Origin of the sequence: Zobellella sp. DQSA1 (assembly GCF_041950555.1) — a bacterium.
Lineage (GTDB): Bacteria > Pseudomonadota > Gammaproteobacteria > Enterobacterales > Aeromonadaceae > Oceanimonas.
The window spans coordinates 180,376-205,616 of sequence record NZ_CP169531.1; the positions used below are offsets into that span (position 1 = coordinate 180,376).

A 25,241-nucleotide genomic window follows, 5' to 3' on the forward strand; every position below is an offset into this window, starting at 1 on the left:
GCGCCAGGGATGGCGCCGTCGAGCCCCCAGGGATGGGTTTACGGCGAGTCGGCGGAGTAGTGCACTTTGGCCTCGTACACCAGATCGTAAACAGGTTCTAACACAGCAGCAGTTTGTGCAATTCGTGCAGCGAACTCACCTGATAGTGGGGGCTGATGCCCTCGGGTGCGGGCTTGCCGGCGGGGTTCAGCCAGCAGGTGTGCAGGCCGGCGTTGAGGCCGCCGAGGATGTCGGAATGGGGGTTGTCGCCCACCATCAGCACCTGCTCCCTGGGCGGCTGGCCCATCAGGTCCAGGGCGTGCTCGAAGATGCCCGGATCCGGCTTGGCTAGGCCCACCTGCTCGGAGATCACCAGGGGGGAGAAGGCGTCCCTGAAGCCGGTACGTTCCAGCCGTACCTGCTGCAGCTCGGTAAAGCCGTTGGTGATGATGCCGAGCCGGGCCCGGCCGGTCAGGGCGTCGATCAGCTCCCTAGCGCCGGGCAGGGGGGCGCAGATGTCCGCCATGGCACAGAGAAAGGCGCTGTTCAGCTCGTGGGGGCTGACCGCCAGCCGTTCCGCCCAGCCGGCGAAGCGCCGGTGCTGCAACTGTTCGGCGGTGATGTTGCCGTCCTGGTAGTCTACCCACAGCGGCTGGTTGAGGGTCTGGTAGTGGTCAAAGTCCTGCGTGCCGAAGTCCACTCCGAAGCCGGCGAACATGCGTCTGAGCCCTTGATAGGCGTCGAAGTGGAAAAGGGTGTCGTCGGCGTCGAACAGTATCCATTTATATTGCATTTTTTATGTTCTCCAGCGTCTTTCGCGCTTTTGGTGAGGGTTTTCGGCAAGAAGGCATGGATTGTATGCTTTTTGGCCGTGAAAGCACAGGGCGTACCCTCACCGGAACCTGAGAATGAGGGACTGCTTGCGGTCTCCTTCCTCCCTGGTGCGGGCTGCCCTAAGATAGGGGCCCGGCCCGATTCAGGAAGACTCAAGGTGCACCACGTCAACTACAATTTGCTGCCCACCCTCAAGGTGCTGCTCGACACCCGCAACCTCAGCCAGGCGGCCGAGTTGCTGCACCTGAGCCAGCCTTCGGTAAGCAAGCAACTGGCCCAGCTGCGCCGGGACTTCAACGACGAACTGCTGGTGCGCGAGGGCCAGCGCTGGCTACTCACGCCCCGGGCGGAGCAGCTGGCCCGGGAACTGGCCGACTCGCTCGGTGGCCTGGCCCGGCTCTATGCGGCCCCCGGTTTCGAGCCGGCCCGTTGCGAGCGGGTGTTCCGCCTGGCCTCCTCCGACTATGTGGCCCAGTACATTCTGCCGGACATCTGCGCCGAGCTGGCCCGCCAGGCGCCGGGGGCGGCGCTGGAATACGAGCTGTGGGACAAGCGCCAGTTGCCCCAGCTGTGGCAGTCGCCGCTCGATCTGGTGTCCACCATCACCGAGCAGGTGCCGGATCTTATCCGCGGCCTGAGCCAGGGGGAGGACGGCCTGGTGGTGCTGATGGGCCGGCAGCATCCGCTGGCGGGCCGGCCGCTCGGCCAGGACGACTACCTGGCATGGCCTCACCTGCAGGTGAGCGGCGGCGGCGACAAGGACAGCCCGGTGGAGCGGGTGCTGGCGCCCTTGGGGCTGACCCGACGCTGGTTCGCCCGGGTGCCCTTCTTCCAGGCGGCGGTGGAGGTGCTGTGCCGCACCCACTGCCTGCTGACCACCCCGGCCCATATCGCCTGGCAGCTGTCCCAGGGGCATCCCCTGGCCTACACCGCCCTGCCATTCGCCACCCGGAGTCAGCAGTATCACCTGATGTGGCACCAGCGCCACCACCAGGATCCGGCCCACCGCTGGTTCCGGGAGCTGTGCTTTCCTTTCCTGCGGGAGCACCTGCAACGCACGGTGCGGGAGAGTCGCACCAAACTATAGCCTTTGGTTATGGATTATATTCTTAACTTTCATTATGGGCATGGTTAGGGCGGTATTAAGCTGAGACTCAGAACCCCGGTGACAAGAGAGGAAGATGATGGAACTGACCAGTTGGCTGGCACTGGCGGCGATTTGCGTGATGGGGGCCGTCAGCCCCGGGCCCAGCCTGGCCCTGGTGATCCGCAACACGGTGCGGGGCGGCCAGGGGCACGGCGTGGCCACCGCCCTGGGCCATGGCCTGGGAGTGGGGCTCTATGCCCTGATCACCGCCCTGGGGCTGGCGCTGTTGATCACCAAAAATCCGCTGCTGTTCGACGTTATCCGCTATGGTGGCGCCGCCTTTCTCGCCTGGCTGGGGCTGAAGGCGCTGCTGGCAAAGCCGGGTAGCGGTGGGAACGAGCCGGGGGTGCACGGGGTACGCGGCCGCCGGGGTGCCTTCGAGGGCTTTATGGTGGCCTTCCTCAATCCCCAGCTCGCCATCTTCTTCGTGGCCCTGTTCAGCCAGTTCGTGCGCGCCGATACCGGCTGGCAGCAGGGTGGCATCATGATGCTCACCGCCGGCGGCATCGATGCCCTCTGGTACCTGCTGGTGGCCCTGGCACTGTCGCGTGGGCCCGTGCTGGTGTGGCTCAAGGCCAAGTCGGGGCTGATCGACAAGCTCAGCGGGCTGGTGCTGTTGGGGCTGGCGCTGAAGGTGGTGTTCTGATGGAAGCCCATACCCTGCTGATGTTCGTTATCGCCACCCTGTCGCTCAACCTGATCCCGGGGCCGGACGTGGTCTATGTGGTGTCCAGCACCATGCGTGGCCGGCTGCGCACCGGACTCAAGGCCGCCCTGGGGCTGGGCCTGGGTTACCTGGTGCACACCGCCGCCGCCGTGCTGGGGCTGTCGGCGCTGATCCTGAGTTCGGCCTTCCTGTTCGGTCTGGTGAAGTACCTGGGCGCCTGCTACCTGCTCTATCTCGGCGTGATGGCGCTGCGCAACTGCTGGCGCGGTACCTCGCCCCTGCGGCCGGAGGTTGGCGGCGTGCCGGCGCGGGGCGTGTTCCGCCAGGGGGTGGTGGTGAGCGTGCTCAATCCCAAGGTGGCCATCTTCTTCCTGTCCTTCCTGCCCCAGTTCGTGAGCCTGAATGCGGCCAATCCCGCCGCCGAGCTGGTGCTGCTCGGCCTGCTGTTCAGCCTGCTGGCCACGGTGAGCAATAGTCTCTACGCCTGCCTGGGCGGGCTGGTGTTCGGCAACCCCGCCGGCGCCCGTTACACCCGGGCGCTGGAGGGTGGCTCAGGCCTGCTGTTGCTGGGCCTGGGGGCGCGTATCGCCCTGAGCCGGGGTTAGAGCCGGCCGACGTAGAGGAAATAGAGTGCGGCCACTGCGAAGGGCAGGGCGTACCACCAGTAGCCGACGGCCGAGGCACCGACCCGGTACAGCCACCACGCCGCTGAACACGGGGACGGCCGGCAGTACGTAGATGGCCAGCGTTAGTATCTGCAGTTGCAGCCGGCTGAGTTCGGCACCGTTGGCGGCGCCGGCCCCGGCGAAAATGGCCATCATAAACAACATATAGGCCAGCATCAGTTGGGCGATCGTGCCCAATGTTACCCATCCCCAGGTCATCTTGTCGTGTTCCTCGTGGTTGCTGTCGGTGGTTTATCAGTGGTCGTCGTTGCGCCGAAGTTCGAAAAAGGTGCCGTCCCTGGGCAGCAGCAGGCGCTGTTGATCCGGCACCAGCAAGGTGAGCCAGGGCTGCTGGTCGCAGGCAATCTCCAGCCGCTGCGGCCGGGGCGCCGACTCCAGAGACGGCAGGCTGCCCGGGGCCAGCCGGTAGTCGGCCAGCAGGGAGCCTGGTTCGAGGGAACTTAGCCGGTAACGGGGCTGCTCGCAACGTTCGCCCTCCCACTCGGCCCAGGGAAAGCGCAGTTGCAGCCGCCGGCCGTGCCAGGCGGCGGCCTCCGCTTCGCTCATGGCGCCGATGCCGGGCAGGTGATGGGCGGTGATGGTCCAGTCGCCCATCAACCGTTCTTCTTCCTCGATACGGATAAACTTCAGCGGCTGGGGATAGTCCGGGCCATGCAGGTAGAGAAAGGGACCCAGGGTGGTGAAGCGCTCGGTGCCTGCCAGCGCCGCCAGGTACCGCCGTTCCTGATGCTCCACCGCCTCGGTGCAGCTTTTTTGCGTGGCGACCAGGCCGCCTATCCGGATCTGCTCGCCGTCGATATCGGCGCTGCCGCCGAATAAATTGCAGGAGGCGAAGCCGGCGACCCGGCCCGGCTCGGGGAAAGCCAGGGTGACCGGCACCCGGTCCAGCACGCCCCGGCCGCCCAGGTCTTCCAGCCGCCACTGGCTGCCCGGCAGGGGCGCGGTGGGCTCGGGTTCGGTCCGGCGGATGCGCAGCAGCTCGATCATGGGGCCGACCATGCCGATGGACAGCAGGTCGTCCCGCCGCCGGGCTTCCACCTCCACCGCCAGGCCGTCCCGGCGAAAGGCGTCGGGCAGGTTGATGGGGTGGTAGTTGGTGCCGCCGGCGTCGCGGATAAGATAGAGGCCGCCTTCCAGCTCCAGGTAATGCACCAGGCCGGTGAAGCTCAGCTCGGGTTCACCCGGGGCCAGTACCTGCCAGCCGCCCGGCTTGGGGTTAGCGCAGGCCGACAGCAGTAATACCAGGGGCAGCAGCAGAACGGAATACAGCGAGGACTTCATAACAGACTCCGATGGAACATATTCTGGTCAAGCTTAGCGGAAGAAGGGCGGGGAGGGGAGCCTGATAAAGCCAACAGCGGCCTGCTGAAACCCATGTCACGGGTAGACGCGAATTTATTCGCGTCAGCCTGAGGAAAAAGCCCATTACCTGCGTTTTTGCCAGATATTTCCCTTTATCACCGTTTGCAACTGCCGTCATCTCCGCGAAGGCGGAGAACCATGACGTATTGCACTGGACTCCCGCCTTCGCGGGAGTGACTACAGAGAACGACGCAGCTCTGTCAGCTTGAGGAAAAAACCCATTACCTGCGTTTTTGCCAGGTATTTCCCTTTATCACCGTTTGCAACTGCCGTCATCTCCGCGAAGGCGGAGAACCATGACGTATTGCACTGGACTCCCGCCTTCGCGGGAGTGACTACAGAGAACGACGCAGCTCTGTCAGCTTGAGGACAAAGTCCATTACCTGCGTTTTTGCCAGGTATTTCCCTTTATCACCGCTTTCAACTGCCGTCATCTCCGCGAAGGCTGAGGCCCATGACGTATTGCACTGGACTCCCGCCTTCGCGGGAGTGACTACAGAGAACGACGCAGCTCTGTCAGCCTGAGGAAAAAGCCCATTACCTGCGTTTTTGCCAGGTATTTCCCTTTATCACCGTTTGCAACTGCCGTCATCTCCGCGAAGGCTGAGGCCCATGACGTATTGCACTGGACTCCCGCCTTCGCGAACGACGCAGCTCTGTCAGCTTGAGGACAAAGCCCATTACCTGCGTTTTTGCCAGATATTTCCCTTTATCACCGTTTGCAACTGCCGTCATCCCCGCGAAGGCGGAGAACCATGACGTATTGCACTGGACTTCCGCCTGAGAACGACGCAACTTTGTCAGCAGTCTGACGCGAATTTATTCGCGTAAATAATCCAGCCTAGGCTATCTGTGATTAAATAATGGCGAAGAAGGCGCTTATGCAGGAAAACCGTGAATACGGGAGTGTATTTAAAGTATTTAATTTTTTATAAAGAGTGTTGCCGGTTTATTCGGTCAGATATTTTTCGGTCGCCTTAGTTGTATCATATTTTTCACTTCCGCCTTCGTGGAAATGAAAGCAGATAATCATCCCCCTATTAAACTTACTCCTCGATATTCACCCGATCAGGGTTTCACAATCTTTCCATAAGCCAACGCCGTTGGCGGCATGATTCATATTGTGGGAATTTTCCTACAGCTCTCTAGGCCGGGTCCCATTTTGGAGGAGGGCGGGAGCTTGTATTCTCTCTCTCGTCACCAAAATTGGGTGCGACGTTTTTCATGATGACCATCTTACTCGCGATGGTGTTTATTTGTTCACTTGTTAGGGAATTATCTCAATGACTTTTACTAAAACTAAAGTTAGCCAATTTATCGCTGCCGCTGCATTGGTATTTGGGGGGGCTACTGTCGCCCATGCCGCCGATCAAGGTCATGGTTCCGTTACCTTTACCGGCTCCATCATCGATGCGCCTTGTTCCATTTCTCCCGACACCATCGAGCAGGTAGTGGAACTGGGCCAAATCTCCAATGCGGCCCTGCAGGCCGGCAACGGCACCGGTGCCTCTACCCCGGTAAACTTCTCCATCGATCTGGAAAATTGCACCTTCGAAACCGCCTCTTCAGTGGCCGTGACCTTTACCGGTGCCGAGACCGCCAGCGGCAAGCTGGGCATTACCGGTCAGGCCAAGGGTGCCGGTATCGTGATCACCGATGACGTAGGTAACCCTATTAAGCTGGGCAAGGCGACTGCCGGTCAGGCTGTCTCCCTCGGTAATAACACCCTGCTGTATTCCGCCTACCTGCAGGGTGAAGGCAAGGCCGAAGCTATCGTCCCGGGCGATTTCGCCGGCGTGGCCGACTTTACCCTGGCCTACAACTAAGCCCTCCTCACGCCGGGGGCTGCGCATGCGGAAAAGCTTCCGCATGCCTTCTTCCGGCATAGACAACTATCGGAGCTGTCGATGCTCGGAAAAGTGCACTGTGTCGTGGCGTCCTGCCTGTCTCTTTCGTTGCTGAGTGGCCATGCCTGGTCTCAGGGCCAGGGGCGGGTCGATGTGCGGGGGGCCGTTATCGAAACCGCCTGCGCCATCGATACGGAAAGCCGCGACCAGGCCATCGAGATGGCCACCTTGCCGGTCGGCCAGCTTATTCGGGATGGTCGGGGGCTCGATCGCCCTTTCTCGATCAAGCTGATCGGCTGTAGCTTGTCCCGGCCCAGCGAAACCTTGCCCCCCTGGCGATCTTTCCAGGTGACCTTCGATGGTCGGGCGGATAACGGGCTTTTTGGGGTCGAAGGTGACGTCGAGGGCGTTGCCCTGCAGATTTCAGACAGCCTGGGGAATATAGCCAGACCGGGTGCTCCTCTGCCGGAGGGTGAGGTGGTACCGGGAGCAATGAGGCTGAATTACTCCATGGCCCTGGTGGGTAATGGCTCCTCGCTAAGAGCCGGGAGCTATCATTCCTCGATTCGTTTCAAAGTGGATTATTACTAGTTTCCGTTTTTATTAACGGTGCCGTGGATAGTGGACGAACAAGAGCGTTTTTTATCGCTCTGTTTATTGATATGCAGCGCAATTTATTGTTGTGCAGATAAACTGGATGTTGAGCCATTGTGATTTCTTTTCGTGTAAAGTCAGAACGTTTCAATTTAACCATGGCGGCGTTGTTTGTTACGCTGGCGGCGGGTCTGGCGCAGGCGGAAGATATTCAGTTCAACCTCGATGTTCTGGATGTGGCGGATCGCGCCAATATCGACCTCGGCCAGTTCTCGCGCAAGGGCTATATTATGCCCGGCGATTACAGCATGGCGGTGCATATCAATAAGCAGCAACTGCCGGAGCAGTCCGTTTCATTCTATCCCCCCGAGGACGACCCCAAGGGCAGCGAGCTGTGCATCGGGCCCGGGCTGGTCGGGCAACTGGGGCTGAAACCCGAGGTGGAAAACCAGCTGAGCTGGTGGCGCGAGGGGCAGTGCCTTAACCCGGACAGCCTGCCGGGCATGTCGGCCCGGGGGGAACTGGGCACCGCATCGGTCTATATCAGCATTCCGCAGGCCTACCTGGAGTATGCCGCGGACAACTGGGATCCGCCGTCGCGCTGGGACGAGGGGGTGGCTGGCCTGATGCTCGATTACAACCTGAGCGCGCGGGTGCAGGGCTACCGGCAGGGGAGCGACCGGCGCGACCTCAGCGGCAACGGCGTGGTGGGCCTGAACCTGGGCGCCTGGCGCGTGCGGGCCGACTGGCAGGCCCGGGTGGAAGACTCGAGTGGTTCTTTCGCCTCATCGGCCAATCGGCTGGACTGGAGCCGGTTTTACGCCTACCGGCCGATCCCCGAACTGGGCGCCAAATTGTCGGTGGGCGAGGAGTACCTGAATTTCAACATCTTCGACAGTTTCCGCTTTACCGGCGCCAGCCTGCTCTCGGACGACAACATGCTGCCGCCGAACCTGCGTGGTTACGCGCCGGAAGTAACGGGCACGGCGCGAACCAACGCCAAGGTTATCATTAGCCAGCAGGGCCGCGTGCTGTACGAGACCCAGGTGGCCGCCGGCCCCTTCCGCATCCAGGATCTCAGCGATGCGGTAAGGGGCGAGCTGGACGTGCGGGTGGAGGAGGAAGACGGCAGCGTCCAGGAGTTCTCCCTGAGCACGGCCACCATCCCCTACCTGACCCGGCCGGGCGCGGTGCGCTATAAAATGGCGCTCGGCCGCCCGTCCAACGGGGAGCATAGCACCACCGGGCCCTGGTTCGGCGCCGGGGAGTTTTCCTGGGGGGTGAGCAACGGCTGGTCGCTGTACGGCGGCGCCATCGCCGGCGACGACTACGGGGCCCTGGCCCAGGGCATAGGGCGCGACCTGATGCGGTTTGGTGCCCTGTCGCTCGACATGACCCAGTCGTGGGCGCGGCTGCCGCAGGAGGGGACGCTTTCCGGCGGCTCCTACCGGCTCAGCTATGCGAAGGGCTTTGAGGAATACGACAGTCAGGTGACCTTTGCCGGCTACCGCTTCTCGGAGCGGGACTTTATGAGCATGGGCGAATACCTGGACGCGCTGGCGTTCGGCAGGCGCGCCCGGAGCAGCAAGGAACGTTACACCATTACCGCCAGCAAGCATTTTCGCGACCTGGGGTTGAGCGGCTATGTGAATTACAACCATGACACCTATTGGGACGAACCGGAGCGCGATCGCTACAGCCTGACCTTGTCGCGCCAGTTCAACCTGGGCCGGCTCAGGGGCCTGAGCAGCTCGCTGACGGCGTATCGCAACAAATATGACGGCGTCAACGACGACGGCATGTACCTGTCGCTGTCGATGCCCTGGGGCACCGGCTCGGTCAGCTACAGCGGCTCGGTGAACCAGGGCGATGTCTCCCACCAGGCGAGCTATTACGACCGGCTCAACGAGCGCGACAGCTACCGGCTGAGCCTGGGCAGCAACCGCGGCGGCACCACGGCAAGCGGCTACTACAACCACCGGGGGGATATTGCCCAGGTGAGCGCCAGCGCCAGCCACCAGGAGGGACAGTATTCCTCGGTGGGCATGTCCCTGCAGGGCGGCGCCACCCTGACCGCCAATGGCGCCGCGTTCCACCGGGCCGGGGCGCAGGGAGGAACGCGCGTGCTGGTGGACACCGGCGACGTGCCCGGGGTGCCGGTGCGCGGCCATGGCGCCAGCACCGCCACTAACCACTTCGGCAAGGCGGTGGTGACCGACGTCAGCAGTTATTACCGCAGCAAGGTCAGCATCGACCTGAACGCCATGCCCGACAATGCCGAAGCGATCCGTTCGGTGACCCAGGGCACCCTGACCGAGGGCGCCATCGGCTATCGCCGCTTCGAGGTGGTGGCGGGCGAGAAGGCGATGGTGAAGATCCGCCTGGCGAACGGTTCGGCGCCGCCGTTCGGTGCCACCGTGATCAACGGCAAGGAGCAGGACGTAGGCATAGTGGGCGACGACGGCGACGTTTACCTGAGCGGTATCCGCCCCGGGGAAGAGATGACGGTACGCTGGAACGGCGAACCCCGCTGCGCCCTGCTGCTGCCGGAGGAATGGCCGGAAGCGGGCCTGTCCGGTACCTCGCTCAGTTGCCGCCCGCTGACGGAAAGCGTGGATAAGAAGGTGGCGTCAGGCGAGGAAGCGCCGCGGGCAAAGGCACCGGGCCGGGTGGTGTTGCCCGACATCGGCGGTTATCAGCGCCTGAAGATAAGCATGGCGCCGGGCGGCGGAGCGATAGGCTCCGCCAGCCCGGCAGCCCCCGAGCACAACGAAGGAGAGCACCGGGCGGACGCCGTGCCGACGCGCTCCGGGACGGAATCGATATGGTAGACCAGGTCGCGGCCGGCTCCCCTCCCGAGAGGCGGAGCGTCGGCGGCGCCAGCCAAGAGAGATACGACTATGAAAGGTAACCGCAAGATGAAAAAACCGAGATTGTCACTGACCGCCGGTACGCTGCTGCTTTCCCTGGTGGCCCAGCAGGCCGGCGCGGCCATCGCCCTGGATCGCACCCGGGTGGTGTTCGACGGCGGCGCCAATTCCGCCAGCCTCAACGTCAGCAACGAAAACAAACAGCTGCCCTACCTGGCCCAGGGCTGGATAGAGGACGAAGCGGGCGAGAAGATCAGCTCGCCTCTCACGGTGCTGCCGCCGCTGCAACGTATCGAGCCGGGCGAGAAAAGCCAGGTGAAGATCCAGGCGCTGCCCGAGGCCGCCCGGCTGCCCCAGGACCGGGAATCGCTGTTCTACTTTAACCTGCGCGAGATCCCGCCGAAGAGCGACAAGCCCAACACCCTGCAGATTGCCCTGCAGACGCGGATCAAGCTGTTCTACCGCCCCAAGGGGCTGATGACGGCGCCGACCGATACCCCCTGGCAGGAACAGCTGACCCTGAGCCGCCAGGGCAACCAGTACCGGGTGCATAACCCCACGCCCTATTACGTGACCCTGGTGGAGGCCCGGCGCAGCCCGGAGGGCGAGGCGGTGCCCGGGTTCGAACCCCTGATGTTGGCCCCGCACGGCGAGGCGGCGGTGAAAATCGGCTCCAATGCCCTGGGCGACAGCCCGGTGCTGACCTACGTCAACGACTACGGCGGCCGGCCGCAACTGCAGTTCAGCTGCGCGGCCGGCAGTTGCCAGGCTAGCCCGGTGGAGCGGTAATCATACCCCAAGCGGCAAGGAGTAAGGCATGCAAGAGCAACCAGCAAGGCCGCCGGCGGGCACCGGCCGGCGGCGTGGCGGATGGCGCCCGCCGTTGGCCCTGATCCCGGTGCTGCTGCTGTTCCCCCTGGCCGCTCCGGCCGGGGCGGCGGACAACTGGGAAGTGGACGGCGCCAACGGCGTGTTGCGGGTGCATGGCACCCTGACGGAAGGCGCCTGCCGACTGGACATGGGCTCCGCCTACCAGGAAGTGGAACTGGGCGCAACCAGCAGCGCCCGGTTGCGCCGGGCGGGAGAGCGGGGCGAGCCGGTGGCCTTTGCGCTGCGGCTGCACGACTGCCTGCGCGGCCCCTCGCGCAGCCGCGACCCGCACGGCGGCAACCTGTTGTGGGATGCCAGCCAGCCGGCGGTATCGGTGAGCTTTGTCGCGCCGGCGGACCCGGACAACCCGGCGCTGGTCCGGGTGGCGGGCGTTTCCGGCCTGGGCCTGCGGCTGAGCGACGGGCGGGGGCGGGATGTCCGCCTGGGCGGGCGCGGCGCCCCCGCGTTGCTGACGCCGGGCCATAACGAACTGGTTTACCAGGTGGCGCCGGAGCGCACCGCCGCAGCCCTGGTGCCCGGCGCCTATCGGGCCCGGGTGGAATTTCGACTCGACTATGACTGAGGGAGGCGTTGCGCCATGACAGCCAAGATAACCGGCAGGAACCTTGCCCTGGGGGGTATCTGCCTGCTGGTGGGGGCCCTGCTCGGCGGTGCCCCGGCACAAGCCCAGAGTTCGACTTCGGTCACGGTTCGGGTCACGGTGGTGGCCCCTCCGCCCTGCGTGATCAACGGTGATCGCCCCATCGAGGTGGACTTCGGCGAGGTGATCACCACCCGGGTGGATGGCAGACGCTATTTGCAGTGGGTGAACTATAACCTGGAGTGTACAGACTCTGCCTCTAATACCTTGAGGATGAGAATAGAGGGTAGCGGCGCGAGCTTCGACGGTGAAGTGCTGCAAACCAATGTGGCCGATCTGGGTATCCTCCTGATCAGTAATGGCCTCCGGTTGCCGCTGAACCAATGGCAAGACTTCACTTATCCGAATAAGCCTGGCTTGATGGCCGTGCCGGTGAAACGACCGGGCGCAGCCCTGGCCGGGGGCAACTTCTCGGCGGGGGCGACCCTGGTGGTGGACTATCAATGAAGGAGCAGGCAATGCGCGGGCAAGCGATAAGACGGGCCCTGGGCACGGCTGCCCTGCTGGCGGCGGGGTGGCTGGTCGGTCCCCCCCTCCAGGCCCAGGAGAACATGAGCTTTAGCGGCACCCTGATCGAGCCGCCGCCCTGCACCATCGACGACGGCGGCACCATCGAGGTGGACTTTGGCGAGCGGGTGGGCATTAGCAAGGTGGACGGCGAGCGCTACAGGCAGAGTGTGCCTTATCGCATCCGTTGCGAAGGGGATGCGACCGGCTGGGAAATGACCCTGACACTGAGCGCCACCGCCACCGCCTTCGACGCGGCGGCGGTACAGGCCAACGTGGCGGACCTGGGCATCCGCCTGCTGCTGGGCGGGCAGCCCTTCACCCTGAACAGGCCGGTGCCCGTCGATCCGGAGGCCCCGCCGGCACTGGAGGCGGTGCCGGTGCAGCAGCCGGGGGCGACCCTGGCCGAGGGGACCTTTGCGGCCACCGCCACCCTGCAGGCGGACTACCAGTGAAGGGGACAAGACGAATGCGGCGAACGATGCGCCACCTGGGGGCGACGGCAGCGCTGGCGCTGCTGGCGGCCCTGCCCGCCCGGGGGGCGGACGACAATATGTATTTCCACGGTGCCCTGGTGGCGGAGCCCTGCGTGATCCCGCCGGGGGAGGAGCTGATCGAGCTGGACTTCGGCACCGTGATCGACAAGTACCTCTACCTCAACCAGCGCACCCACGGGCAGCCTTTTCAACTGCACCTGGCGGAATGCGATCCCGCCATCGGCAACAGCGTGACCGTCACCTTCAACGGGGTGGAGAGCACGGCCCTGCCGGGACTGCTGGCGCTGGACGGCGCCAGCCAGGCGTCGGGCATCGCCATCGGCATCGAGACCCGCGAAGGCCGGCCGCTGCCGCTCGGCGAGCCGAGCCTGGTCCTGGCGCTGAGCGAAGGCGATAACCTGCTCGAGTTCAAGGCCTATGTGCGGGGCGAGCCGCAGGCCATTGCCAGTGAAGCCATAGCACGCGGCCCCTTCAGTGCCGTGGCCACCTTTAGCCTGGAATATGAGTAAGGCATGGACGGATTGGCAAGCGGCCTATGTCTGGCTCTGTTCGCGCCGCCGGCATGCGCCGCCCAATGCGGATGTTTGGCACCTGCGCCATCACTGGCCGAACCGGGGAACCGCACTGCTGCGGTCGGTCTTGGCGGGTGATTACCGGCTGTCGGCGATGCAGTTGCACCGGCGCGGGCATACCCGCTGGGTGCAGTGGAGCGCCCAGGATGCCCTGGTACTGAAGTGGGTGGCACTGCAGGTTGCCGAACGGTTGCCGCGCCATGCGTGCTGCGCCCATCTGAAGGGGCATGGCGGAGGGCGGGTCTCGGTCGCCCTGGCGTGGCAGGCATTGTGCTCCGGCGCCTATGCCTTCGTCTACCGCACCGATATTCGCGGTTATTACCGACATATCCGCAAGGGGCAGGTGCTGGCGCTGGTCGAGCGCCATGTAGCGGATCCGATCTGCGTTGACCTGATCGCGCAGTACCTGCATTACAGTGTTGAAGACGGCGGTGAGTTTCATACCCCGGAGCATGGCATTTGCCGGGGTTGTGCACTCAGCCCGTTGATCGGGGCGGGCATTGCGCCCCGGGCATTGGAAAACCATCGGCAACGGCGCGCGCGGCTTTACGAGCTCGGCCGCGCCCGGGGACTGTCGCCGGCGGCCGCCGAGGCGCGGGTGCGGACGTACGAAGCACGATGGAACAGCTGGGCGCAGGGGATCCTGCCGTTGTAGACCAACCCCATGACGCCCCGCGCTCCCACCGGCGACCCCCGTATCCCTCTACGGCACACCGTCATTTCTTCGACGCGATACCTGTCCTGGTTGCCCCTCGCCCGCAGATCGATCCTCTTTTCTTGCTCCATCGGCACGGCGGCGCCCCGGGACGGTAGTATGCCGGCCGTCTACCCGACAGGCGGTGCTGGTGCTCCCGTGTAAACCCCCTCGGCCGTAGCCGCGGGTGGGGGCCGCGGCCGAATGTCGATGTCTTTGTGCTCCATCGGTACCGACCGCGGGAAGGCGAGGGTTTGCCCATCCGTATAGGAAATTTCCTGCGCCGCATCGGAAATGCCTGATGGTGTGATATCGGGGGGAGGGGGATAATGCTGGTCGGCTGGGTGTTGCGGCTACCACCGCCTACCCCGCCCCGAACGCCCGGACCCGTGGCCCCTCCATATGGAGGGGCCACGGGTCCGGGCCCTGAAACACCGTCGGTAACGGCGCGCGGCTTTACGAGCGAGCCTGCGCCTTCGGAGGCGATCGAACACGGCCGCCGGAGGCACGGGTGCGGGCGGACTACCAATGAGGGGGCCAAGACGGATGCGGCGGACGATGCGCCACCTGGGGGCGAAAGCCGAGCGTTGCCGGGCTCCATCTGTGCCCGGGTGCACTAGGTGGTACCGTTGTCCGGGTCGGACCGTCGCGCCTGGGAACGCCATCGTGCTGGCCGTGCCTCGCTCGAGGTTGCGTCCGTCTTCTAGTATCGTGGGTCCGACCCCAACGCATCCCAATGCGGATCGGCTCCCCGACGGACAAATACCCTACGGTAGCTGCTATGAATTAACAAAAGCGTTATCGGACCCGAACGGGGTCGGAATGGAGCGCGCTGTGCGACACCATTTCCAACGCGTACCCCCTGACCCTCGCCGGTCGTTGACCGGCGATAACTGCTGTACGAACCTACAATGGGGGACGCTGGGCCATATGCCCTCTCCCTTCGACCGGCCGGCGGCGGACGTGTACTGACACTTCCTCTGTCCTGGCAAATGCTCGACGCCTGGCGAACGCTCTGACTGCGTCTCCATTACTATGGAACTTATGAATATGAATCGTGTCCTCATCGTACTGTGTCTTATCGGCGCCCTCGTCCCCCCCCCTGGTGTCGGGAGTGACTTCCCCATGCTGACCGGGTACACGTTTGATGCTTCCGAATGGCACGACCACTGGAGGGCGGGTCTGGAGGATCTCGAGTTCGCCGTGGTCGACATCGGGCCCGCCGGGGACGAGCTGGCCCCAAATAATTTTACCTATGTCGAGTTCGGGGGCTATTTCAAAACGTTCGATCAGGACCGAGTGTGGATATCTACAGGCCGATCCGTCTTGGTTGAAGAGGGGGAGACCTACAGCCAGGCAGGGATGCGGCTTTACGACGAAATTAAGAACCTGTCGTATGCACGAATCGAGGCCGGTTCCACCTGGACGACTGCTATCTGTGTGGGTATTTACGTTAAGTCATACTTCCTCGGCTCCATAATAGCCCCTACAGGCTGCATCGGTGCCCCCCCGCCTCTCGAATCGTGTGCGCTGCAGCCGCTTCCTATCATGCTGGACCACGGTGAAATAATGCGCCACGAGGTTAACGGGTCAAGAGCGACGGCCGCCGCCACTATCAATTGCAGCTCTATTACCAGTGTTGTATTCCGGTTGGCTTCCGGTATGGACACCGTGGCCTTGAGCCCGTCGGGGCAGGCGAGATTATTGATCGACGGCGTCCCCCTCGGCGTGTCCATGACGCTAGGCGCTGGAGTAACCCTGCTTACGGTGTCTGACATCCTCGAAGGCGTTACCGGGGGTGGCATGTATGAAGGCAGTGCCGTGCTAATTGTCGAACCTGCATGACGTCCGTGTGGGACGTCCGTGTTAACTTGCTCCGGTGCGTCACGCTAGCCCGCTGGGGAGGACGGTGGCGAGGGCTCTGGATGCGGTTGTTAGTGGTTGACGGGCTCGCCGGTCCTCGACGGATGAAGCTATTGCCTCTGCCGCCGATGACGACTGCTCTCCATTTCTTCGCCACCCCGTTCGTGCCGTTATTTGGGCTCGGGGCGGCGGGGACATACTGCCGGTTACCTGCGACGTGATTGGTGGTCATGCTTTCACACGACTTCGTATTATGAACGTCGGACTGTATGCGGCCATCCCAGTGACGGCTCGCTGCACCCTGGGGTCTGCACGCTTCGTTGGGTGTGCCGCGCTGATGGTAGTCCTTGGCCTGTGTTCGTCTTGTTTGTCCGGTGTCCTTGGTCGGACAGTCGCTGAATTGCCTACGTATACACTGGCTGTAATCTTGTTTCTATTTTCCTGATCGTGGCATACACTGTGCTGTGATTCGGAAGGACTCCAGCGGGACCCCGCACCGGAGTGTACTACGACGTCTGTTCCCCCTCTTGCCTGTCGGAAGTTCTGCCGTGGCCACATTCCTCAACGCCTTCGTTCCCCTGATCCGTTTCCTGCGCGAGGGGTTGTGGGCCCTTGCTCTGACCCTCGGACTAACTGGGGTGGCGGCTCCGACCATGGCCGAGGAACTGCCGCTACAGGCACGCATTTCGGCACCTCCGTTCGAATTGGCGTTGTCGGCCGCTTCGCGGCGCTGGCTCGAGCAGAAGAAGGTCTTGGTGGTGGGAACGTCCGGGGGCGGTTTCTCCCCCTTCTATCAGGGCGAGCGCGGCTACGAAGGGATCTCCGCCGACGTGCTGGGCATAGTGGAGGAGGTGCTGGGCATTTCGATCCGCGTGCAACGCTATCCCGATCGCCCTGGGGTGATGGCGGCGCTACTGGCGGGGGAGGTCGACATGGTCGACACCTCGAACCAGTGGGAGGCGCGGCTTCCCGGTGTGAAATTGACGACGCCCTATGTGATCGATTTGCCGGTTTTTGCAACACGTATCGGTGCGAACATCGACGCCGACATGGGTGAGCGGCTCGCCGTTGCCGAGGATTACCTGCCCGATGAGACGATAGCGTCGTTGCTTCCCGGTGCCGGGATACTGCATTTTCCCACTCTGGAGCAGGCGCTGTCGGCGGTGGCCTTCGGCCAGGCGGAGGTGGCGCTCGGCGACGCGGTCTCCGTTTACTCCCTGATTAACAGCCTCTATGTGAACGATGTGGAGATTGCGCGGGTCCTGCCTCGGCAAGCGTTGGGTTTCGGTTTTGCCGTGCGCGCTGAAGACCATCTTCTGCGCGAGCTCCTCGACCGGGTACTGGGTGCCATCCCCGAGGTGCAGCGGGAGAATATCCTCAAACGCTGGAGCGGCGGGGGGCTGAGCTTTATCGGCAAGTCCCTGGACCTGAGCGCCGGAGAACGGCAGTGGCTGGCTGAGCATCCGGTGGTGCGGGTCGCCGTGCTGGAAAACTTTCCGCCCTTTTCCTACTACGATCAGGAAGGTCGCTATCGCGGCATCAATGGGGAATTGCTGTCGTGGGTAAGCCTGATGACGGGGCTGCGTTTCGAAATCGCAAGGATGCCGACCATCGGCGCGGTGCTGGCCGCGGCCCGGCGGCACGAGGTGGAGATGGTTGCCGACCTGACGCCCCACCGGCAACGCGAAGGGCTGCTCTTCACCCGTGCCTATCAGCAGAGCCCTTTCGTGCTGGTAACGCGCAATGCCCCGGATGCCCCGCAGTCCCTGGCGGCGTTGCGCGGCAAGCGGGTGGCGATAAAAGAGGGGCATATATTGACCGACCTTCTGGCGGCGGACTACCCGGACATCCAACTGGTATTCACCAAGAATACGGGAGAGGCGCTTAGCCTGGCGAGGGAGCGGAGTGTCGATGCAACGGTGATGGCCTATATCGAAGCCGGCTATTACCTCGTGCGGATGGCGGGCAATGAACTGCGTATCGGCGCCGCCTTGGAGGGCCCACCCGGGCGGGCTACGTTCGCGGTGCGGGCCGATATTCCCGAACTACATGGAATCCTGGAAAAGGCGTTGCTGAGCATCCAGCCTGATGAATTGAGCGTGCTCGGCGGGCGATGGCGTACCACGGCGGCGTTCACGCCCAGCCTGTGGGAAAACTACCGCCGGTTGTTCTTCCGGGCGCTGCCCGTTGCGGTCTCGCTGCTGCTGCTGGCGCTGTTGTGGAACCTGTATATGCGCCGCCAGATCCGCCAGCGTCGCCGGGCCGAGGAGGCATTGGGCGACCAGCTCCATTTTATGGAGGTGCTGCTCAATGGCATTCCCCACCCGATCTATGTGCGCGACCTTGAACTGCGCCTGCTGATGTGCAACGACAGCTACCTGCAAACCCTGCACGTCTCGCGGGAGGCGGTTATCGGCAAGGATGTGGTCAAGGGAGGCACGGTTCGCGATGAAGAGGCCGCTCGCATGCAGGAAGACTATCGGCAGGCATTGCGCCTGGGCCAGCCGCTTATGGGCGATCGCGAAGTGCACGTGGCGGGGGAGTCGATGACGGTTTATCACTGGTTGCTGCCCTATTACGATGCCCAGGGCCAGGCCCAGGGCATTATCGGCGGCTGGCTGGACGTCAGTGAGCGCAAAGCCATGCTCGAGGCCCTGAGCGAGGCGAAGGAGGCGGCCGACCAGGCGAACCGCACCAAGACCGCCTTTCTGGCCACCATGAGCCACGAGATCCGCACGCCGATGAATGCGGTGATCGGCCTGCTCGAGCTGGTGCTGAAGCGTGCCGAGCAGGGCCGCTGGGACAGGGACTCCCTGGCGGTGGCCTTTGATGCGGCGAACGGCCTGCAGGCGTTGATCGGTGATATTCTCGATATCGCGCGCATCGAGTCCGGCAAGCTCGAACTGAACCCGGAGTGGAGCGAGCTGGGTACACTGACGGCGTCCGTGGTGCGGGTGTTCGACGGCCTGGCGCGGCAGAAGGGGCTGGCGTTGAGGCTGGAACCGAGCCCGGGTGAGCGGTATTGCGTGCTGGTCGATCCGCTGCGCTACAAGCAGATCCTCTCCAACCTGATCAGCAACGCCCTCAAGTTTACCGAACGCGGCGAGGTGACGGTAACGCTCGCCGGGCAGGTGCAGGACGCTCAGCGCCTGCGGGTGACGCTGGGCGTGCGCGATACCGGTATCGGCATTGCGCCCGACGAGCAGGCGCGGCTGTTCGAGGCCTTTGCCCAAATAGGGAGGAGCGATACGCGTACCGGGGCCGGTTTGGGACTGCCGATCTGCCGGACCCTGTGCGAGAAGATGGGCGGTTCCCTGAGCCTGGAGAGCGAGGCCGGGCGCGGGACCCTGGTGCGGGTCGAGCTGGAGCTGCCGTTGGCGCCGATCCCCTCGCCGGAGCTGGAATATTCACTGGCGGAGCCCACGGAACTGCGCATGCTGCGGGTGCTGGTGGTTGATGATCATGCCGCCAACCGGCTGCTGCTGGAGGGCCAGCTTACTCATCTCGGCCATGGGGTGGTGCAGGCGGAAAATGGCGAGCAGGGCCTGCTCGCCTGGCGGGAGGGGGAGTTCGATCTGGTGATCAGCGACTGCAACATGCCGGTGATGAGCGGCTATGCACTGGCCGGACATATCCGCCGCGAGGAGCGGGAGCGGGGAGGCGCGCCCTGTGTCATCCTCGGGCTGACCGCCAATGCCCAGGAAGAGGTGCGGGAACGTTGCCTGGCGGCGGGCATGGATGGCTGCCTGTTCAAACCGCTCGGCATGGCCGAGTTGGAGCAGGCGTTGCGGCACCACGCCGAGAAGGTGCCCGGGCCGGAGCGGGAGGAGGCTACTGCGGGCGAGCCGGCGTTCGACATGGCGCGGCTCGAGCGCCTGTGCCATGGCAACGACGCCATGGTGGGGAAGATGCTGGAGACGCTGCTGACATCGAACCGGGACGACCTGGCGGAGCTGTGCCGCCTGGGCGGCGAGGGCGGCGCAGCCGGGCCCGATGGCGAGGCGCTGGCCGAGCTGGCCCATCGCATCAGGGGCGCGGCCCGGCTGATCGACGCCAAAGGGGTGATCATGCACTGCGAGGCGCTGGAAGGCGCCTGGCAGAAAACCGATGGACATGGCACGCTGCAAGGCCATGCCGCCGCATTGGAGCGGGCCATGGCCCATCTGCTGGCGGCGCTGGAGGAAGCGTGCAAGGTATCGCCGAGGTAGCCGGGGGTGGTTCCCGCCGGATTTGCGGGAACCACCGTACCCCGTAGCGAGATCCAGCGCCGTGTCACTCCCGCGCAGGCGGGAGTCCACCGAACCCAGTCAGGAGCAAGACCCGTGCCCCGTACTAGCCGCGCCTGGATGCCCGCCTTCGCGGGCATGACGGATTCTTGGAACCGGCGTTGTCCGCCACGCGATTGAAATCGCGTCTACCACTGCTTTGAGATCTCGCCGGGTCTGGGAAATTTCCTCCCGCTCTATCGGAATTGCCCCGCTTCTTTGCCGGGGATGAGCTGGGATGATGAGGCCGTGTTCCGAATTTTTTCCCGTAGCAGGCTTGCCATGTTTCCTTTTCGTGTCCTTGTGCTTGAAAACCATCCCTCCCTGCGCGCGTCGGCGGCCGATGCCTTCCGCCGGCTGGGTTGCCGGGAGGTGCTCGAGGCGGACAATAGCGGCGAGGCGCTGCGGCTGCTGCAGGACCGCGGCCCCGTGCAGGTGGTGCTGTGCGGCTTGTGGCTGGTGGGTGTGGAGGGACTGGCGTTCCTGCGCCGGTCTCGCGGCCTGGTGGAGTCGGTGATCCTCCATGGCTGGTCGCCGCCCGAGCTGCGCCAGGCGGCGCTGCAGGTGATCAGGCGCGTGGGACTGGAACTACTGGGTGAAGCCGACACACCACTGCAGCCGGAGCTGTTGCGGGAATTGTTGGGCAAGCGTTCTCATGCAGCGCCACAACCGAACCGGCAGTCGTTCGATTGTCCCGTCGAGTCGGCGGTGCGTAAGGGCCTCACCGAGGGGGAGTTCACCGCGTATTACCAGCCCAAGTTCGATATCGCCAGTGGCAGCGTCACCGGTGTGGAGGTGCTGGCGCGTTGGCGCCATCCCACCAGGGGGCTATTGCTCCCCTCGGATTTTATGCCGGTCATCGAGCGGTGCTGTTGGTGGGATGAGTTGTTGTTTGCACTGCTGGAGCAGGGGCTTGCCTTGCAATCCTTGCTGAAGAGCCAGGGATATCCGCTGACCTTTTCCTTCAACCTGGATGCCTCGCAACTGGCTGTCCCCGGCCTGGACGAACGAGTAGAAGCGCGGGTGCGATCCCATCGACTGCCGAGCTCGGGTATCACCTTCGAGTTGACGGAAACCGCGCCGCTCGAGCACGCGGCGATCAGCCTGGACAACATGGCACGCCTGCGCCGGAGCGGGTTCGGCTTGTCCATCGACGATTTCGGTGTCGGCTTTTCGTCGTTGCAGCGGCTGTGTCAACTGCCGTTCACCGAAATAAAGCTGGACGCCTCGTTTATTCGTGGTTTGGGTACCCATCCGACCTGTGTGGCGGTGATCGAAAGTACCTTGGTGTTGGCCAGAATGCTGGACATGACCGTGGTGGCCGAAGGCGTCGAAACCCGGGCCCAGCACCGGCAACTGCTGGACATGGGGTGTACCCAGGGCCAGGGTTTTTTCTATTCCGAATCGCTAACCGGCCTGGAACTGACGAGCCGGCTGGCGGCAAGCCATCCGGTCCCTGTCGGGTAGACCTACCGCCGGCGGCACGGTGTTGTCTGCCACACGGCTGAAGCCGCGTCTACCACTGCTTTGGGAACCGTGCCATGACTACCGGCGTAGCCGCGACTTCCCGTCGGCAACGCCGGATTGGCGCCGTTTGCCACTCTTCCTGTCACTCCCGCGAAGGCGGGAGTCCATCAAACCCTGCCGGGAGCAAGACCTGTGCTTTCCGCGCCTGGATGCCCGCCTTCGCGGGCATGACGGATTTTTGGGAACTAGCGCCGTTTGCCACGCGATTGAAATCGCGTCTACCAATGTATCGGAACCCCGTTGGGTTTGCCGACACCGCCGTGACTGTTGCTTCCTCTGCGTTGTGCCTGTGCGTCGATCCGCTCTCCGGCGGGCGCTTCGTCAAGGTGCCGTGCCAGTGCGTCCAGCCCGACAGGTTTGAAGATGCAGTCGTCCATGCCCGCCGCGAGGCAGCGCTTGCGCTCCTCTTCCTGGGCATTGGCGGTATAGCCGTAGATCCTGCAGGCCGGTCGCTGTTGCCGGCTTTCCTCCTCGCGGATGCGGCGGGCCAGTTGGTAGCCGTTCATCACCGGCATGTTGCAGTCGGTGATCACGATATCGAAGGACGTGTTTTGCCAGAGGAGCAAGCCTGCTTCGCCGTTGACGGCCGACTCGACCCGGTGGCCGAGGACGCTGGCCTGCTCGTGCAGGAGCAGGCGGTTGGGGAGGTTGTCATCGACGATCAGCAGGCGCAGGCCGGATTTGGGGGTAAGCGAGCGGGAGCCGGTCATCGCTTTTTCCCGGAGCGCGAGCGGTTCGAGCTCGAGTGCCACGGACACGCAGGTGCCTTCCCCGAGGTTGCTGGACAGGCGCAACTCGCCCCCCATCATTTCGCACAGCGTCCTGGCGATCGCCAGACCCAGGCCCGCTCCCGAGCGGGCGTCGGCGCCCGCGACCTGGCTGAACGGCTGGAACAGTTTCAACTGATCTTCCGCCGAGATGCCGATGCCGGTGTCCCGGACGGTGAGCGTCACCCCCAGCCGATCCTGTGCGAGCGGCCGGCAGTCCATGCTGATGACGACGTCGCCGCGTTCGGTGAACTTGATGGCGTTGCTGACCAGGTTGGACAGTATCTGTTTGAAGCGCAGCGGATCCAGCAGGATGTCCTGGCCGAGAGGCCCGTGCATCTCCAGTTTTAGTTGCAGACCTTTCTGTCGGGCCAGGCCGTCGAACACCCGCACGACGGATTCCACGAGTTGGCGCAGTTGGGTCCGCTCCGGGCTGAGCGTGAGGAGCCCGCTCTCGATACGTGAGATATCCAGAATATCGCCTATCAGTCCGATCAGCCCCTGGGCGGAGCCGTAGGCCACTTTTATCGCCGAATGGTCTAACTGCCCTTTCTCCGCCCGTTTCAAGGTCAGTTCCAGCATGCCGATGATGGCATTCAGCGGGGTGCGGATTTCATGGCTCATGGTCGCCAGGAACGTGGTCTTGACCTGGCTGGCGTCGAGGGCTTCCTGCCGGGCCTGCCTGAGTTCTTCGAGCAGCTGTCGTCGATCGCTGACGTCCAGCCAGCCGCCGATAATTCCCTGGATTTCGCCGAGGGCGTTGCGGTACGGCAGTATCCAGCTGTAGATGGTGCAGTGCCGGTCCCGGATGTGCACTTCGCGATCCTTCAGGAGCGGCTCGCCGCTTGCCATAACGCGTCGGTAATCCGCTGCGTACTCCGGGGCCTCCCGTAATGCGAGGTCCAGGGGAGAGGTGCCGATCAGGTTGGCACGTTTGTCGGACAGTACCTGGAGATAGCTGTGGTTGCACATGAGCAGGCGTTGTTGACGGTCGCGCACGTAGAGCGGGTGGGGGATGCCGTCGAGCAATGTTTCCATGAATTGCAATTGATCGCCCAGGGCCCTTTCCACCATCTTGCGCTGTTCGACTTCCCGGCGCAGGGAATATGCCCAGAGCAAGGCAAGCAGCAGTAGTGCGCTTGATATGGCCACGACACGGTAGATGAGCTGGCTGTAGTCCCGCCAGGAGGGAGGGGCTATGCGGGTGGTGGTGTGCCAGCGGTTGCTCAGGGTATCGAGGACGTTAAGCGGGATGCTGCGAAGGGTTTTTTCCAGGATGGCGTGGAGTTCCGGCTGGTCGCGACGTACGGAAAAGGCAACCATCGATGCCGGCGATTCGATGGTCGAAGCGATGCGCAGCGTGCCTTCGGACTGGCGTGGAATATGGTAGTTGGCGATGGTCGCCGACATGGCGGTGGCGTCGGCCTGCCCCTTCTTGACCAAGTCCATGGATGCCAGGGAATTGTCGGTTTCGAGCAGTTGTATTTGCGGATACCTGGCGCGCAAGTAAGGCAGCAGCGTATGTCCGGTCGGTATTGCCAATTTTTTTCCTGCCAATGCTTCCAGGGTTTCGGGGGAGCCGGCCTGGTTGCGGGTGACCAGTACATAGGGGGCAATCTGGTAGGGGCGGGTGAACCGGAGAAAGGTTTCCCGCTCCCCGGTCCGGGGAAGATCCGCAATGATGTCCAATTGGTGGTTCCGGATGGCGTCGTAGGTTTCCTCCAGGTTGAGCTGCGGCACAATATCGAATCTCAGTCCCGTTTTGGTCGCGATCAGCGCCAACAGATCCGCGGTGATGCCCTGATAGTGTCCATGGGTGGAGAAATAGGAAAAAGGAGCCAGATATCGGCCCACGGCAACGCGCACGGTGGGATTGCGTTCAATCCAGGCGCGTTCATTCTCGGTAAGGACGGTTTTTTCAAGATGGGCCTGCAGGCTCCCGGACCAGTGTTCCAGGATGGCGCGATGAAGCGGTGGCGGCAGTGTCTTGAGGGCGGTGTTGAGGATGTCCCGCAGGCGATGACTGTTATTGCCAAGCGCGAAATGGAATCCGGTCGCCCGGGCTTCATCAGTGTAGGCGACGCGGACGTAATTCGAGTAGGTGCCGGCGATCAGGTAATAGGCGGAGGCGGCATCGGTGAGCAGCACTTCGGCCTGGCCGAACGCCACCGCTGCCATGGCGCTGTCGGTGGACTTGAATACCGTGAAGCTGGCCTGCGGATAACGGCTGCGGGCGTCTATCTTGCGGGCATATTCGTGAGTGACGGCAAGGCGTACGCCGTTGAGCTCAGGAAGGAGTTCGAGCGTTTCGCCGATACGGGCAACCAGGACCGGCGGGGCGGTAAAGTAGGGATCGCTCAGAATAAGAGACAACTGTGCCACCTCCTGCGGCGTGGCGCTGCCCAGCAGATCGACCTCGCCCCTGGCCAGGGCCTCGAGCGCCGCGCCACGACTGGCGTAGCGGAGCACGCGCACGCGCATTCCCAGGCGGTCGGCGAGGCTGCTCAGGTAGTCGGCCGTAATGCCTTCGTAGTCGCCCGTGCCCCGGGACAGGTCGAGCGGTGCCTGATCCGGCAGTGAGGTACCGACGGTCAGTTCCTTCTTTTGCCTCAGCCAGCGCCAGTCGTCCTCACCCAGCGTGATTTCCCGGTAGGGAAGACGGGTATGGGGCAACAAGTCGAGTGGCTCCGGCCGATCGCTTTTTGCTCCAAGGGTGAAGGGGATCAACAGGAACAGGAATGAGAGGGCACGAAACATGGTGTCTTGGTAAGCTCCGGAGATATTGGGCCAAGCCGTTGGGCGTTTGTGACAAGCATCTCGCGCTGACGTGCCGGGCCGGTAAGAGGGCATGTGCCGGGGATTTGCGCTCGCCAGGTTTTCTCGTTGCCCACCGTATTTTTCGTTGCCGCGAGACTCGAAGAGGATGGAGCCTTTATACCGCGCGGTCTGTCGGATATATCCATGGTGGTCGTAGGAAAGCTCCGTATTGTCGTCGGAGTTTTCATTCCTTTTCAGGAAAGTTAGACTAGGGA

General features: G+C 63.5%; 19 protein-coding genes. 15 read left to right on the top strand and 4 right to left on the bottom strand.

Annotated elements, in window-relative coordinates; all coding sequences use genetic code 11:
* Nucleotides 1-97 precede the first annotated feature (97 nt).
* Entirely contained in the window at nt 98-772 is a 675-nt protein-coding gene (gene yjjG / locus ACEVBK_RS00885) for a pyrimidine 5'-nucleotidase (protein ID WP_375056764.1), read from the bottom strand.
* A 198-nt stretch (nt 773-970) separates the two neighbouring features.
* Between yjjG and ACEVBK_RS00890 the strand changes: the two genes are divergently transcribed.
* The 3 genes from ACEVBK_RS00890 to ACEVBK_RS00900 all read left to right on the top strand — a co-directional run bounded on the left by ACEVBK_RS00890 (nt 971) and on the right by ACEVBK_RS00900 (nt 3,232).
* Nucleotides 971-1,900, top strand: a complete 930-nt coding sequence (locus ACEVBK_RS00890) for a LysR family transcriptional regulator (RefSeq protein ID WP_375056765.1) — start codon at nt 971-973, stop codon at nt 1,898-1,900.
* A 97-nt stretch (nt 1,901-1,997) separates the two neighbouring features.
* Nucleotides 1,998-2,606, top strand: coding sequence for a LysE family translocator (locus ACEVBK_RS00895; RefSeq protein ID WP_375058492.1), 609 nt, complete (start codon nt 1,998-2,000; stop codon nt 2,604-2,606).
* Complete coding sequence (locus ACEVBK_RS00900; protein WP_375056766.1) at nt 2,606-3,232, top strand: LysE family translocator; 627 nt, start codon at nt 2,606-2,608, stop codon at nt 3,230-3,232. The genes ACEVBK_RS00895 and ACEVBK_RS00900 overlap by 1 nt, the downstream gene beginning before the upstream one ends.
* On the opposite strand, the gene ACEVBK_RS00905 is transcribed toward ACEVBK_RS00900, so the two are convergent.
* Together ACEVBK_RS00905 and ACEVBK_RS00910 are read right to left on the bottom strand one after the other, a co-directional pair.
* Nucleotides 3,179-3,511, bottom strand: a complete 333-nt coding sequence (locus ACEVBK_RS00905) for a hypothetical protein (protein WP_375056767.1) — start codon at nt 3,509-3,511, stop codon at nt 3,179-3,181. The two genes, ACEVBK_RS00900 and ACEVBK_RS00905, sit on opposite strands and share 54 nt — an antisense overlap.
* 36 nt (nt 3,512-3,547) lie before the next feature.
* Complete coding sequence (locus tag ACEVBK_RS00910) at nt 3,548-4,594, bottom strand: META domain-containing protein (protein WP_375056768.1); 1,047 nt, start codon at nt 4,592-4,594, stop codon at nt 3,548-3,550.
* 1,364 nt (nt 4,595-5,958) lie between these two features.
* On the opposite strand from ACEVBK_RS00910, the gene ACEVBK_RS00915 reads away from it, so the two are divergent.
* The 12 genes from ACEVBK_RS00915 (at nt 5,959) to ACEVBK_RS00970 (ending at nt 21,382) form a co-directional block, all read left to right on the top strand.
* Nucleotides 5,959-6,501, top strand: coding sequence for a fimbrial protein (locus ACEVBK_RS00915; RefSeq protein WP_375056769.1), 543 nt, complete (start codon nt 5,959-5,961; stop codon nt 6,499-6,501).
* A gap of 81 nt (nt 6,502-6,582) precedes the next feature.
* Nucleotides 6,583-7,113: a fimbrial protein gene (locus tag ACEVBK_RS00920; RefSeq protein ID WP_375056770.1), complete on the top strand. Its 531-nt coding sequence runs from the start codon at nt 6,583-6,585 to the stop codon at nt 7,111-7,113.
* A 161-nt stretch (nt 7,114-7,274) separates the two neighbouring features.
* Entirely contained in the window at nt 7,275-9,947 is a 2,673-nt protein-coding gene (locus tag ACEVBK_RS00925) for an outer membrane usher protein (protein WP_375056771.1), read from the top strand.
* Between the two features lie 87 nt (nt 9,948-10,034).
* A complete protein-coding gene (locus ACEVBK_RS00930) occupies nt 10,035-10,775 on the top strand; it encodes a fimbria/pilus periplasmic chaperone (RefSeq protein ID WP_375056772.1) in 741 nt (246 codons plus the stop codon).
* Between the two features lie 28 nt (nt 10,776-10,803).
* Nucleotides 10,804-11,439 carry a fimbrial protein gene (locus ACEVBK_RS00935; protein WP_375056773.1) on the top strand — a complete coding sequence of 212 codons (636 nt, stop codon included), beginning with the start codon at nt 10,804-10,806 and terminating at the stop codon, nt 11,437-11,439.
* A gap of 15 nt (nt 11,440-11,454) precedes the next feature.
* The gene (locus ACEVBK_RS00940) at nt 11,455-11,964 is read left to right on the top strand and encodes a fimbrial protein (RefSeq protein WP_375056774.1); all 510 of its coding nucleotides are present in this window, start codon (nt 11,455-11,457) and stop codon (nt 11,962-11,964) included.
* Nucleotides 11,965-11,975: 11 nt separating this feature from the next.
* The gene (locus tag ACEVBK_RS00945) at nt 11,976-12,479 is read left to right on the top strand and encodes a fimbrial protein (RefSeq protein WP_375056775.1); all 504 of its coding nucleotides are present in this window, start codon (nt 11,976-11,978) and stop codon (nt 12,477-12,479) included.
* Between the two features lie 14 nt (nt 12,480-12,493).
* Complete coding sequence (locus tag ACEVBK_RS00950; protein ID WP_375056776.1) at nt 12,494-13,030, top strand: fimbrial protein; 537 nt, start codon at nt 12,494-12,496, stop codon at nt 13,028-13,030.
* Nucleotides 13,023-13,748 carry a hypothetical protein gene (locus ACEVBK_RS00955; protein ID WP_375056777.1) on the top strand — a complete coding sequence of 242 codons (726 nt, stop codon included), beginning with the start codon at nt 13,023-13,025 and terminating at the stop codon, nt 13,746-13,748. Before ACEVBK_RS00950 ends, ACEVBK_RS00955 begins: the two co-directional genes overlap by 8 nt.
* A 1,164-nt stretch (nt 13,749-14,912) precedes the next feature.
* Nucleotides 14,913-15,632 (top strand): hypothetical protein, encoded by a 720-nt coding sequence (locus tag ACEVBK_RS00960; protein ID WP_375056778.1) that lies wholly within the window; start codon nt 14,913-14,915, stop codon nt 15,630-15,632.
* Between the two features lie 566 nt (nt 15,633-16,198).
* Nucleotides 16,199-19,858, top strand: a complete 3,660-nt coding sequence (locus tag ACEVBK_RS00965) for an ATP-binding protein (RefSeq protein ID WP_375056779.1) — start codon at nt 16,199-16,201, stop codon at nt 19,856-19,858.
* A gap of 360 nt (nt 19,859-20,218) precedes the next feature.
* Nucleotides 20,219-21,382 carry an EAL domain-containing protein gene (locus tag ACEVBK_RS00970; protein ID WP_375056780.1) on the top strand — a complete coding sequence of 388 codons (1,164 nt, stop codon included), beginning with the start codon at nt 20,219-20,221 and terminating at the stop codon, nt 21,380-21,382.
* Nucleotides 21,383-21,660: 278 nt separating this feature from the next.
* Here ACEVBK_RS00970 and ACEVBK_RS00975 read toward each other — a convergent pair whose 3' ends face one another.
* Nucleotides 21,661-24,966, bottom strand: coding sequence for a transporter substrate-binding domain-containing protein (locus ACEVBK_RS00975; protein ID WP_375056781.1), 3,306 nt, complete (start codon nt 24,964-24,966; stop codon nt 21,661-21,663).
* Nucleotides 24,967-25,241 lie beyond the last annotated feature (275 nt).